A 12,704-nucleotide genomic window follows, 5' to 3' on the forward strand; every position below is an offset into this window, starting at 1 on the left:
GGGGCCCCCCCCCGGCGCCCGCCCGGGGGGGCGGGCCCGAAGCCGCGGCGATGCGCGCTTCGATCGCGCGCAATGCGGCGTCGCCGTCGAGCGTGTAGTCGAGCGCGGTCTTGTCCGCGGCGGGCGTTTCCTGCGCGACATGGGCGATGCGCCACGTGGGCGGAATGGCAAAGTCGCCGCCGTCCGCATGCAGTTCGCCGAGCAGCACGGCAAACAGCGTCGACTTGCCCGCGCCGTTCGCCCCCACGAGGCCGGCCTTTTCGCCGGGGTTCAGGGTGAAGGTGGTGTTGTCGAAGAGCGGCTTGGTGCCGCGCGCGAGACTGAACTGATTAAAGCGGATCACGGAGAGGCCGGCTGAGGAAAACCGCTATTTTAGACTGCCCGGCCGGGCACCGGGCGCTCAGTGGGGATCGGCCATCCGGCCGAATGTTCTGCCGCGGCTTTTGGCATAGACTGACGGCTTTCACGGGGGAGCACACATGACATCGATTTATTCGTTTTCGGCACACACGCTTGGGGGCGAGCAGGTGAGTCTCGCGCCGTATCAAGGCAAGGTTCTGCTGATCGTCAACACGGCGAGCGAATGCGGCTTCACGCCGCAGTACGCGGGCCTGCAGAAGCTGTTCGACACCTACGCGGCGCGCGGGCTCGCGGTACTCGGCTTCCCATGCAACCAGTTCGGCAAACAGGAGCCGGGCGACGCTGCGCAGATCGGCAGCTTCTGCGAACAGAATTACGGCGTGACTTTCCCGATGTTCGACAAGATCGACGTGAACGGGCCGAACGCGCATCCGCTGTTCCGCTATCTGACGGGCGAGGCGCCCGGCCTGCTGGGCCTCGAGGCGATCAAGTGGAATTTCACCAAGTTTCTGATCAGCCGCGACGGCAACGTCGTCAAGCGCTATGCGCCGCTGACCAAGCCCGAGGCGATCACCGAGGATATCGAAAAGCTGCTGTGACGCAAGCCCTACAGGATCGGCGAGAAGAGCCGCGCCACGTGCATCAGCACACGCCGCAGCGCGCTGGCCTGACGGTACTCGTTGCGGTCGATTTCGCGTGACTCGGCGAAATCGTTCAGCAGCATTGTTTCTACTTCCCGCGCAAAGCCGCGGTCCACGGTCAGCACCATGATCTCGAAGTTCAGCCGGAACGAGCGGTTGTCGAGATTGGCGCTGCCGATCGCGGCCGCCACACTGTCGATCAGCACGACCTTTTGATGCAGGAAGCCCGGCTGGTAGCGGAAGATCCGGATACCCGCGCGCAGCGAGTCGTACGCATAGAGCTTCGAGGCGGCGAACACCACCCGGTGATCGCGCCGGCTCGGAATCAGGATGCGCACGTCGACGCCGCGCAGCACCGCGAGCCGCAGCGCCGAAAATACCGCCTCGTCGGGCACGAGGTAGGGCGTGGTGATCCAGATCCGCTCGCGTGCCGCGTTGATCGTTTCGACGAAAAAGAGCGAACAGGTCTCCTGTGTGTCGGCGGGGCCGCTCGGCATGACGAGGCAGTGCATGCCATCGCCGTGCGGCTGGTCGTCCGGCTTTTCGTTCGGTTGATGGGTCGGCGCGGCGGGCGGCATGTCGAATTCGGGCAACTGCTGCGTGGCCCAGTGCCAGTCTTCGGTGAACACGAACTGGATGCTGGCGACCGCCGGGCCGCGCACCTCGATGTGCGTATCGCGCCACGGGGACAGCGGCGGCCTGCCGCCGAGATATTCGACGCCGACGTTATGGCCGCCGACAAACGCGCGTTCGCCATCCACCGACACGATCTTGCGGTGATTGCGAAAGTTCAGTTGCAGCCGGTTCACGAAACGCCGATTGGTGGCGAACGGATGCATCTCCACTCCGCCCGCGCGCAGCGCCGCGACGTAGCGGTGCGGCAGATCGAAGCTGCCGATGCTGTCGTACAGGAAATACACACGCACGCCTTGCTGCGCCTTGGCGATCAGCGCGTCTTTGAACATCTCGCCGAGCGCATCGTCGCGCACGATGAAAAACTGCACGATCACGTAGCGGCGGGCGTTCTCGATCGCGTCGAAGATGGCCTCGAAGGTCGCTGCGCCATTCACGAGCGTGCGCACGGCGTTGCCCGGCAGGAACGGCATGCCGCCCAGACGCGTGAGCGAGTGCACGAGCCTCACACCGAGCTGCTGCGTGGGCAGCCCTGCCGACGACGCGTGGGTGTCCCATTCCAGCGGATGCGCGCGAGTGCGCAGCAGTTCGTTTTCGACGCGGCGCGCGTCCGCGTAGCCGGCGAACTTGCTGCGGCCGAGGAACAGATAGGGCACCAGCGTCAGGTAGGGCATCGCGACCAGCGACACGGCCCACGCGATTGCGCCTTGCGAAGTGCGGGTGTTGAGAATCGCGTGGCACGCTGCGATCACGCCGAGGATGTGGGCGAGGGCGACCAGCGGGCCGACGTGAAGCAGGTCGAATGGCATAAGCTCGCGAAGTGTTGGCGAAGCGCAGCGCTTTAGAAACGGGTGCGGGTGTCTGACTGGCGCACGGGAGTCGAGGGCCGCGGGCTCGAAAGCGCAGGCTGGAGCGGCACGGACTCATGCAACGCAGCGCCTCGAACGCGGAGCTTCAGCAGCTTCAATTACCACGCCGCGAGCAGCGCAGAGCCAGGCGCTTGTCCACATTAAAACCCAGCGCCTTCAAACAGCTGCGCGTAGCCGACCCGCGTCGAAAGCGCGCTCAGACGCAACCCGCGCGACGCCTTCACCTACCCGACGCGCGCACTACGTCATACAGCAAAAGATCAAACCGGCAGATCAGCCGCCTGAATCAGGAACACGTTGTCATCACCCGCGCTGGTCGACAGCCAAACCAGATCGAGCCCGCCGAACGCCGCCTCCACATGCGCGCGCTCATTGCCGATCTCGACCACCAGCACGCCGTTTTCCGTCAGCCAGTTGCGCGCGTCGGCGATGATCCGGCGCACGACGTCCATGCCGTCGGCACCGCCCGCCAGCGCCATGTCCGGCTCGTGTTTGTATTCGGCGGGCAGTTCCAGCATCGAGGCCGCGTTCACGTAAGGCGGATTGCTGATGATCACGTCGTAGCGGCGCTCGGCGAGCGGCGCATACAGATCGCCTTCGAACAGTGCGATGCGTTCCTCGAGCTTGTAGTCCGTCACGTTGCGCGTGGCCACTTCGAGCGCGGGCGCCGACAGGTCCACGGCGTCGATATCCGCGTTCGGGAACGCGTGCGCCGCGAGAATCGCGAGGCAGCCGGAGCCGGTGCACAGCTCCAGCACGGCGCTCACCTGCTCGGGGTCTTCCACGTAGGGCTGCAAGCCGTCCTGCAGCAGTTCGCCGATGAACGACCGCGGCACAATCACGCGCTCGTCCACGTGAAAGCGGAAGCCGTGCATCCACGCTTCCTGCGTGATGTACGCGGCCGGCACGCGTTCGGCGGCGCGCCGCTCGATCACGTTCAGCACGGCGTCGATCTCGGCCGCGGCGAGGCGCGCGTCGAGGAACGGCTCCAGCAGATCGAGCGGCAGATGCAGCGTATGCAGGATCAGATAGGCGGCTTCGTCGTAGGCGTTGGCCGAGCCGTGGCCAAACGACAGTTCGGCCTGGTTGAAGCGCGACACCGCAAAACGCAGCAGGTCGCGAACGGTGCAAAACGGGAGCGTCATCGCAAATAGTCCTTGGTCAGGCGATCAATTGTTCGAGCACGCGGCGGTACACGTTCTTCAGCGGCTCGATGTGTGCGACTTCGATATGTTCGTCGATCTTGTGAATGCTGGCGTTCAGCGGGCCGAATTCGATCACCTGCTTACAGATGCGCGCAATGAAGCGGCCGTCCGACGTGCCGCCGGTGGTCGACAGTTCGGTGGTGACGCCGGTCTCGTCCTTGATCGCCTGCGCGAGCGCGTTCGACAGATCGCCGCGCGGCGTCAGGAACGGCAGGCCGCTCACGGTCCACTGCAGATCGTACTCGAGCCCGTGTTTGTCGAGGATCGCATGCACGCGCGCCTGCAAACCTTCCACCGTGCTGGCCGTCGAGAAACGGAAGTTGAACATCACGTCCGCGTGGCCCGCAATCACGTTGCTCGCGCCGCTGCCGGCGTGAATGTTCGACACTTGCCATGTGGTGGGCGGGAAGTATTCGTTGCCGTCGTCCCAGCGTTGCGCGACCAGCTCGGCCAGCGCGGGCGCGAGCAGGTGCACCGGATTCTTCGCCAGATGCGGATACGCGATGTGGCCTTGCACGCCCTTGACGATCAGCTTGCCCGACATCGAGCCGCGCCGGCCGTTCTTCACCATGTCGCCGAACTGCGCGCTCGAAGTCGGCTCGCCGACGATGCAGTAGTCCATGCGCTCGCCGCGCGCCTGCAACGCTTCGACCACCTTGACGGTGCCGTCGGTGGCCGGGCCTTCTTCGTCGCTCGTGATCAGGAAAGCGATCGAGCCGCGATGCGCGGGGTGCGCGGCGACGAATTCCTCGCTCGCCACCACGAAGCCGGCGATCGACGCCTTCATGTCCGCCGCGCCGCGGCCGTACAGCTTGCCGTCGCGCTGGGTGGGCTCGAACGGCGCCGAATGCCATTGTTCGAGCGGGCCGGTCGGCACCACGTCGGTATGGCCGGCGAACGCGAGCAGCTTGCCGCGCGTGCCGTCGACGCCGCGTTTGACGGCCCACAGGTTGGTCACGCCGTTCGATTCGATCGTCTCGTGCTCGAAGCCGAGCGCGGACAGACGTTCGATCAGGAGGCGCTGGCAATGCTGGTCGTCGGGCGTGACGGACGCGCGCGAGATCAGTTGTTCGGTAAGGGCGAGGGTGCCGGACATGGATTCAGTACAAGCCACTTTGAAATGAAAAAATGCCGGCTGGCGGTTGAACACCGCAGCCGGCAACAGCTTTTGATGCCCGCGGCGAGGCCGCGCTGACGCTTACTGCTGGTTGCGTCTGGTCCCGGCACGTGGGCCGCTGGCAAAACTGGCGACACCTGCGACGCGGCGTTGCCATTGAGCCCCGCGCGCGGATTCACGCAAACAGCGCCGCGTATTCGTCCGCGGAAAAACCGAGCGACTTGACCCGCCCGTTGACCACCAGCACCGGACGCTTGATCACCGACGGCTTGTGGATCATCAACGCGATCGCGCCCGGCTGTGTGTCGGCGGCCGCCTTCATGTCGTCGGACAGACCGCGCCACGTGGTGCCGCGGCGGTTCAGCAACGCGTCGAGCTTCACGTCCTTCAGCCAGTCCTGCACGAGCGGCTCGGTCACGCCGGCCTTCTTGAAGTCGTGAAACTCGAACTCGACACCATGCTCTTCCAGCCACACGCGGGCTTTCTTCACGGTGTCGCAGTTCGGGATGCCGTAGACGACGGTTTTGGTGCCGCGCGCCATCAATCGCCTCGCAGCAGCTCGTTCAGGCCGACCTTCGCGCGGGTCTTCGCGTCGACCTTCTTGACGATCACTGCGCAGTACAGGCTGTGCGAGCCGTCCTTCGACGGCAGGTTGCCCGCCACCACCACCGAGCCCGCCGGAATGCGGCCGTACGTGACTTTGCCGGTTTCGCGGTCGTAAATCCTGGTGCTCTGGCCGAGGTACACGCCCATCGAGATCACCGAGTTCTCCTCGACGATCACGCCTTCGACCACTTCCGAACGCGCGCCGATGAAGCAGTTGTCTTCGATGATGACCGGGTTGGCCTGCAGCGGCTCCAGCACGCCGCCAATGCCCACGCCGCCCGACAGGTGCACGTTCTTGCCGATCTGCGCGCACGAACCGACGGTGGCCCATGTGTCGACCATCGTGCCTTCGTCCACATAAGCGCCGATGTTGGTGTACGAGGGCATCAGCACGACGTTCTTCGCGATGAACGAACCGCGCCGCGCGATCGCGGGCGGCACCACCCGGAAGCCGCCGGCGGCGAAGTCTTCAGCGGTGTAGTTGGCGAACTTCGACGGCACCTTGTCGTAGAACTGCGAGTAGCCGCCGGCCGGCATCGGCGCGTTGTCTTCGAGGCGGAAAGACAGCAGCACGGCTTTCTTCAGCCATTGGTTGACGACCCAGTCGCCGTCCTTCTTTTCGGCGACGCGCAGCGCGCCCTTGTCCAGTTGCTCGATGGCGTGGGCGACCGCTTCGCGCACTTCGGCCGGAGCGGCTTTCGGCGACAGGTCGGCGCGGTTTTCCCAGGCGGTGTCAATGATCTGCTGAAGTTGTTGCGACATATGCGTGCTTTTCTGAAGAGTAGAAGTCTGAAGAAGGGGATGCTGCGCGCGGGGCGTTCGCCTGAAACTTGCGAAACGACCTCGCCGGTCTCAGCCCGCGAGCGCGTGGCAAAAATCGACGATTCGCTGCGCGCCCTCGGTGCATTCGTCGACGTCGGCGACCAGCGCGAGGCGCACGAAATTGCGGCCGGGGTTCACGCCGTGCGCGGTACGCGCGAGGAACGAGCCCGGCAGAACCGTCACATTATAGTCGGCGCGCAGGCGCTGGGCGAACTCGGTGTCCGTGAGGCCGGTGCGCGCGACGTTCGCCCACAGGTAGAACGCGGCGTCGGGCAGGCGCACGTCGAGCACGCCGGCGAGCATCGGCGTGACGGTGGAGAACTTCCGCAGGTACTTCGCGCGGTTCTGGCGCACATGCGTTTCGTCGTTCCAGGCCGCGATGCTGGCGCTCTGGAACACCGTCGACAACGCCGCGCCGTGGTAGGTGCGGTAGAGCAGGAAGGCCTTGAGGATCGCCGGGTCGCCGGCGACGAAGCCCGAGCGCATGCCCGGCACGTTCGAGCGCTTGGACAGGCTCGACAGCATGACCAGCCGCTCGAAGCCGCGGCCCAGCTTGTGCGCGGCTTCGAGGCCGCCGAGCGGGGGATTCGCTTCGTCGAAATAGATCTCGGAGTAGCACTCGTCCGATGCGATCACGAAGCCGTAGCGGTCCGACAGCGCGAACAGCTCGCGCCAGTCGTCGAGCGTGAGCACCGCGCCGGTCGGGTTGCCCGGCGAGCAGACGTACAGCAGTTGCGTGCGGGCCCAGATGTCGGCCGGCACCGCCGCGTAGTCGCACGCGAAGTTGCGCGCCGGGTCGCTATTGACGAAGTACGGCTGCGCGCCGCCGAGCAGCGCCGCGCCTTCGTAGATTTGGTAGAACGGGTTCGGACAGAGTACGATCGCAGGCTCGCTGCCCGCGTTGCGCTGCGGGTTCAGCACCGTCTGCGCGAGCGCGAACAGCGCCTCGCGCGAGCCCGCGACCGGCAGCACCTCGGTGGCCGGATCGATGGACGGCAGGCCGTAGCGCTGCTTGACCCACTGCGCAATCGATTCGCGCAGCGCCGGAGTGCCGAGCGTGGCCGGATATGTGGCGAGGCCGCCGAGCGACGCGATCACGGCGTCGCGAATCAGTGGCGGCGTCGGATGTTTCGGCTCGCCGATGCCGAAGCTGATAGGCGAGAGGCCGGCCGGCGGGGTGACGTTCTCGAAAAGCACGCGCAGCTTTTCGAACGGGTAGGGCTGGAGGGAATCGAGTAGCGGGTTCACGGGGCGAATCGAGCCTGATCGAAGATGGGCGCAGACGGATGCTGGAAGAAGCGCGGCACGCGCGCCGGCGGCACAGCGCGTCGAATGCGCTCGAAAGACCGGCCGGCAACGGCGGCAAGCGGATGATTATAGCGTGCCGCGCCGCAACTGAAGGACCCACAGGAAAGACACAGCGCGCCGTCAGGCAACGGCGCAACCCGCCAGGCGGCGCATGGAAAGCGTTGCAGCGGGAACGACGCGAACCGCGCACGGTTCGCGAAAAAAACCGGCAGGAGCAGCAATGTACGCAGCAGTCCCGGAGACAGTTGGACAAAGCGGGCGCGAGCCCGCCGCGGCCCGCGACGCCGACAACATCGCAAATAGCGTCGCAAGCCACACCGCCAACACCCCCGCGAACCACATCGCCAGCCATCCCGCGCGCCACTGCGCGAGGAGCGCCGCGCGATGAACAACTGGCTTCGCAACGGCTGGCCGACGCTCGCGATCATGCTGGGCGCCTCGGTATGGGGAATGATCTGGTATCCGCTGCGCATGCTGGCGGCCCTCGGCGTCACCGGCACCGCGGCCAGCGCGCTGACGAGCGGCGCCGGCTGTCTGTTCGTGCTGCTGGTGCGCCGCCGCGCGCTCAAGACCGTGAGCTGGCACTGGCTGCTGCCGGCGCTCGCGCTGGCAGCGGGCATCACCAACCTCGGCTTCGTGTGGGGCTCGATCCACGGCCAGGTGATGCGCGTGCTGTTGCTGTTCTATCTCACCCCCGCATGGACCGCGCTGTTTGCTCACTTCATCCTGCATGAACGGCTGACCTGGTCGGGCGCCGCGCTCGCGGCGCTGTCGCTGGCCGGCGCGATGACCATGCTGTGGTCTCCCCAGCTCGGCATTCCCGTGCCCGGCAATCTCGCCGAATGGGCGGGCCTCGCGGGCGGCATGGGCTTCGCGATGAGCAACGTGCTGATCCTCAAGACGAGCCGCGTGCTGCCGGACATGAAGCCGGAAATGCGCACCGCGGTGATCTTCGGCGGCGCGGCGATCTTCAGCGCGTGCGCGTCGCTGTTCGAAGCGATGCCCGCGCCGCCCTCCGGCGCGCATCTCGGCACCGCCGCGCTGCTCGTGCTCGGTCTCGGACTGCTGCTGGCGTCGAACAATATGCTGGTGCAGTACGGCCTCGCGCGGGTGCCGGCCAACCGGGCGTCGATCATCATGCTGTTCGAGATCGTGGTCACCGCGTTGTCCGCGTGGCTGTTCGCCGGTGAGACCCCGGGCCCGCGCGAATGGGCCGGCGGCATGTGCATCGTGCTGGCCTCGGCGCTATCCAGCTGGGTGCACCGGAGTAAAGTCTTGCCGCCCGATCCATCCACGGAGGACGTGAGCGCCGCGGGCGAGCCCGCGCCCGGCAATAACAGTGGCAACGGTGGCACCGGCGGCACCGGCCGAAACGACCGTAAGGGCGGTAAGAATCGTCCACGTGCGATGGTATGATTGCCCCTCATTAGCCGACGCATGCGTGAGCGTGTGCAGCCGGCGCCCATGTTCCGAGGGTTTGCGGGGTTCGCGGGCCGTTTCGCTGCATCGGCGAACGCTTCGCGCGGCCTTCACGAGCCACCTATTATTTTCCCTTTTCAAACAGCGAAATCGCCGTGCGTCTGACCTCGATCAAACTCGCTGGCTTCAAGTCATTCGTCGATCCCACGCATTTCCAGGTCCCGGGCCAGCTAGTCGGCGTGGTCGGACCGAACGGGTGCGGCAAGTCCAACATCATCGACGCCGTGCGCTGGGTGCTCGGCGAATCGCGCGCCTCCGAGCTGCGCGGCGAGTCGATGCAGGACGTGATCTTCAATGGCTCGACCGCGCGCAAGCCGGGTAGCCGCGCCAGCGTCGAACTGGTGTTCGACAATGCCGACGGCCGCGCCGCCGGCCAGTGGGGCCAATATGCCGAAATCGCCGTCAAGCGCGTACTCACGCGCGACGGCACCTCGAGCTACTACATCAACAATCTGCCGGCGCGCCGCCGCGACATCCAGGACATCTTCCTCGGCACCGGCCTCGGGCCGCGCGCCTACGCGATCATCGGGCAGGGCATGATCGCGCGGCTGATCGAGGCGAAGCCGGAAGAACTGCGGGTGTTCCTCGAAGAAGCCGCCGGCGTGTCGAAGTACAAGGAACGCCGCCGCGAAACAGAGAGCCGTCTGCACGACACGCGCGAGAATCTGATTCGGGTCGAGGACATCGTCCGCGAACTGGGGGCCAACCTCGAGAAGCTCGAAGGGCAGGCCGTGGTCGCCACGCGCTACAAGGAACTGCAGAGCGACGGCGAAGAGAAGCAGCGTCTGTTGTGGCTGTTGCGCAAGAACGAAGCCGGCAGCGAGCGGGAGCGCCAGCAGCGCGCGATCGAGCAGGCGCAGATCGACCTCGAAGCGCAAACCGCGAAGCTGCGCGAAGTCGAAGCGCAACTCGAAACGCTGCGGGTCGCGCATTATTCCGCGAGCGACGCGATGCAGGGCGCACAAGGCGCGCTGTACGAAGCGAACGCGGAAGTCAGCCGGCTCGAAGCCGAGATCAAGTTCATCGTCGAATCGCGCAACCGTGTGCAGGCGCAGATCGCCGCGCTGAGCGCGCAGCGCGAGCAGTGGCAGTCGCAAGCCGAAAAGGCGCAGGGCGATATCGAGGACGCTGAAGAACAGCTGGCCGTCGCCGAAGAAAAAGCCGCGCTCGCCGAAGACGAAGCCGCCGCGAAGCACGACGCGATGCCCGCGCTCGAAGCGCGCTGGCGCGATGCGCAGACGGAGCTGAACGCGGAGCGCGGCGGCATCGCGCAGACCGAGCAGGCGCTCAAGCTCGAAGCCGCGCATCAGCGCAACGCGGATCAGCAATTGCAGCAGTTGCAGCAACGTCACGAGCGGCTGAAGGCGGAAAAGGGCGGTCTCGACGCTCCAGACGAAGCGCAGCTCGAAGACCTGCGCACGCAGCTCGCCGAGCACGAAGAAATTCTGCACGACGCGCAAGCGCGTCTCGCGGACGCGCAGGAAACGCTGCCGCGCCTCGACGGCGAACGCCGCGCCGCGCAGGAGCGCGTGCAGGCCGAAGGCGCCCAGATTCATCAGCTCGACGCGCGCCTGGCCGCCCTCAAGCAGTTGCAGGAAAACGTCCAGACCGAAGGCAAGATCCAGCCGTGGCTCGAAAAGCACGAACTGGGTGGCCTGCCGCGTCTGTGGAAGAAGCTGCACGTCGAAGCCGGCTGGGAAACCGCGCTCGAAGCGGTGCTGCGCGAGCGCCTCGCCGCGCTGGAAGTGTCGAACCTCGACTGGGTCAAGGCCTTCGCCACCGACGCGCCGCCCGCCAAGCTCGCGTTCTACGCGCCGCCCGTCGCCGGTCAGCCGGCCGCCACGTCGCCCGCGTTGCGGCCTTTGCTGTCGCTGGTGCGTATCGACGACGCGGGCATTCGCGCGGTGCTGAACGACTGGCTCGGCCTCGCGTTCGTCGCCGATGACCTGCAGCAGGCGCTCGGCATGCGCTCGCAATTGCCGGAAGGCGGTTCGTTCGTCGTGAAGGCGGGTCACGTGGTGACGCGCGTCGGCGTGCAGTTGTATGCCGCCGATTCCGAGCAGGCCGGCATGCTGGCCCGCCAGCAGGAAATCGAGAATCTCGCGCGCCAGGTGCGCGCGCAGGCCTTGCTCGCCGACGAGGCGAAAGCCGCCGCGATCCGGGCCGAAGCCGCCCACACGCAAGGCGCGCAAGCGCTGACCGACGTGCGTCAGCAGGCCGAGCGCGCCACGCAGTGGGTGCACGCGTTGCAGATGGATGTGCTCAAGCTCACGCAGGCGCACGAGCGTTACACCCAGCGCAGCACGCAGATTCGCGAGGAACTCGAAGAGATCACCGCGCAGATCGAAGAACAGCGCGCGATGCGTACGGAGTCGGAAGCGAACTTCGAGCGGCACGACGCCGAACTCGCGGAATTGCAGGCGCGTTTCGAAGATCACCAGATGGCCTTCGAAGCGCTCGACGAAGAACTGACCACTGCACGCGGCCAGGCGCGCGACCTCGACCGCGTCGCCACCGACGCGCGCTTTGCCGCGCGCAACATGGCCAACCGCATCGACGAATTGAAGCGCAGCATCCAGGTCGCGCACGAGCAGAGCGAGCGCGTCGCGGTGTCGCTGGAAGACGCGCGCGCCGAGATGGAAACGATCAACCAGCAGACCGCGCACACCGGTTTGCAGGACGCGCTCGACATCCGTTCGGTCAAGGAAGAGGCGCTGCACGCCGCGCGTCTCGAACTCGACGATCTGACCGCCAAGCTGCGCTCCGCCGACGAGACCCGCCTCACCGCCGAGCGCGCGCTACAACCGCTGCGCGACCGCATCAACGAATTGCAGCTGAAGGAGCAGGCCGCGCGCCTGAACGGCGAGCAGTTCATCGAGCAACTCGCGGCGGCGGGCGTCGACGAGGCCGAGCTGCAAGCCAAGCTCACGCCGGACATGAAGCCGTCGTACCTGCAAGGCGAAGTCACGCGCATCAGCAACGCGATCACCGCGCTCGGCCCGGTCAATATGGCCGCGCTCGATGAGCTGAAGGCCGCGACCGAGCGCAAGGCGTTCCTCGACTCGCAATCGGCCGACCTGGGCAGCGCGATCGAAACGCTCGAAGACGCGATCCGCAAGATCGACGGCGAAACGCGCACGCTGCTGCAAGGCACCTTCGACGAAGTGAACCGTCATTTCGGCGAGCTGTTCCCGCGCCTGTTCGGCGGCGGCCAGGCGAAGCTGATCATGACCGGCGACGAGATTCTCGACGCCGGCGTACAGGTGATGGCGCAGCCGCCGGGCAAGAAGAATTCGACGATCCATCTGCTGTCGGGCGGCGAGAAAGCGCTGACCGCGACCGCGCTGGTGTTCGCGATGTTCCAGCTGAATCCGGCGCCGTTCTGTCTGCTCGACGAAGTGGACGCGCCGCTCGACGACGCCAACACCGAACGTTTCGCGAACCTGGTGCGGGCGATGTCCGACAAAACCCAGTTCCTGTTCATTTCGCACAACAAGATCGCGATGGAAATGGCGCAGCAGCTGATCGGCGTGACCATGCAGGAGCAGGGTGTGTCGCGCATCGTGGCGGTCGACATGGAAACGGCGGCCGGTTTCGCCCAGAATATCGTTTAACTTAAGCCTTCGCGGGCGTCCGCGTTCAGCGCAGCGGCTTGAATGGAAGG

At 66.1% G+C, this 12,704-nt stretch carries 10 protein-coding genes; 3 read left to right on the forward strand and 7 right to left on the reverse strand.

What is annotated here, in order from left to right; all coding sequences use genetic code 11:
* A partial coding sequence (locus tag PQR02_RS33635) for an ATP-binding cassette domain-containing protein (RefSeq protein WP_408241943.1) occupies positions 1-343 on the reverse strand: 343 nt, incomplete at its 3' end.
* Between the two features lie 136 nt (positions 344-479).
* Between PQR02_RS33635 and PQR02_RS33640 the strand changes: the two genes are divergently transcribed.
* Positions 480-959: a glutathione peroxidase gene (locus PQR02_RS33640; RefSeq protein WP_408241945.1), complete on the forward strand. Its 480-nt coding sequence runs from the start codon at positions 480-482 to the stop codon at positions 957-959.
* Positions 960-967: 8 nt separating this feature from the next.
* On the opposite strand, the gene cls is transcribed toward PQR02_RS33640, so the two are convergent.
* From cls to dapC, 6 genes are all read right to left on the reverse strand, one after another.
* Positions 968-2,443 carry a cardiolipin synthase gene (gene cls / locus PQR02_RS33645; RefSeq protein ID WP_408241947.1) on the reverse strand — a complete coding sequence of 492 codons (1,476 nt, stop codon included), beginning with the start codon at positions 2,441-2,443 and terminating at the stop codon, positions 968-970.
* 320 nt (positions 2,444-2,763) lie between these two features.
* Complete coding sequence (prmB, locus tag PQR02_RS33650; protein ID WP_408241949.1) at positions 2,764-3,648, reverse strand: 50S ribosomal protein L3 N(5)-glutamine methyltransferase; 885 nt, start codon at positions 3,646-3,648, stop codon at positions 2,764-2,766.
* Between the two features lie 16 nt (positions 3,649-3,664).
* Positions 3,665-4,804, reverse strand: a complete 1,140-nt coding sequence (dapE, locus tag PQR02_RS33655; protein WP_408241951.1) for a succinyl-diaminopimelate desuccinylase — start codon at positions 4,802-4,804, stop codon at positions 3,665-3,667.
* Between the two features lie 196 nt (positions 4,805-5,000).
* Complete coding sequence (locus PQR02_RS33660) at positions 5,001-5,366, reverse strand: ArsC family reductase (protein WP_006053008.1); 366 nt, start codon at positions 5,364-5,366, stop codon at positions 5,001-5,003.
* A complete protein-coding gene (dapD, locus tag PQR02_RS33665) occupies positions 5,366-6,193 on the reverse strand; it encodes a 2,3,4,5-tetrahydropyridine-2,6-dicarboxylate N-succinyltransferase (protein ID WP_408241953.1) in 828 nt (275 codons plus the stop codon). The genes PQR02_RS33660 and dapD overlap by 1 nt, the downstream gene beginning before the upstream one ends.
* Before the next feature lie 90 nt (positions 6,194-6,283).
* On the reverse strand, positions 6,284-7,501 hold the full coding sequence (dapC, locus tag PQR02_RS33670) for a succinyldiaminopimelate transaminase (protein WP_408241955.1): 1,218 nt from the start codon (positions 7,499-7,501) through the stop codon (positions 6,284-6,286).
* 444 nt (positions 7,502-7,945) lie between these two features.
* Between dapC and PQR02_RS33675 the strand changes: the two genes are divergently transcribed.
* On the forward strand, positions 7,946-8,977 hold the full coding sequence (locus PQR02_RS33675) for a DMT family transporter (protein ID WP_408241957.1): 1,032 nt from the start codon (positions 7,946-7,948) through the stop codon (positions 8,975-8,977).
* 158 nt (positions 8,978-9,135) lie between these two features.
* The gene (gene smc / locus PQR02_RS33680) at positions 9,136-12,654 is read left to right on the forward strand and encodes a chromosome segregation protein SMC (protein ID WP_408241959.1); all 3,519 of its coding nucleotides are present in this window, start codon (positions 9,136-9,138) and stop codon (positions 12,652-12,654) included.
* Positions 12,655-12,704 lie beyond the last annotated feature (50 nt).

It is taken from the genome of Paraburkholderia sediminicola (assembly GCF_046026895.1).
GTDB classification, from domain to species: domain Bacteria; phylum Pseudomonadota; class Gammaproteobacteria; order Burkholderiales; family Burkholderiaceae; genus Paraburkholderia; species Paraburkholderia sediminicola_C.

Coding starts and splice junctions, on each gene's coding strand:
- PQR02_RS33640 (WP_408241945.1), top strand. CDS start 480: ATGACATCGATTTATTCGTTTTCGGCACACACGCTTGGGGGCGAGCAG.
- cls (WP_408241947.1), bottom strand. CDS start 2,443: ATGCCATTCGACCTGCTTCACGTCGGCCCGCTGGTCGCCCTCGCCCAC.
- prmB (WP_408241949.1), bottom strand. CDS start 3,648: ATGACGCTCCCGTTTTGCACCGTTCGCGACCTGCTGCGTTTTGCGGTG.
- dapE (WP_408241951.1), bottom strand. CDS start 4,804: ATGTCCGGCACCCTCGCCCTTACCGAACAACTGATCTCGCGCGCGTCC.
- PQR02_RS33660 (WP_006053008.1), bottom strand. CDS start 5,366: ATGGCGCGCGGCACCAAAACCGTCGTCTACGGCATCCCGAACTGCGAC.
- dapD (WP_408241953.1), bottom strand. CDS start 6,193: ATGTCGCAACAACTTCAGCAGATCATTGACACCGCCTGGGAAAACCGC.
- PQR02_RS33675 (WP_408241957.1), top strand. CDS start 7,946: ATGAACAACTGGCTTCGCAACGGCTGGCCGACGCTCGCGATCATGCTG.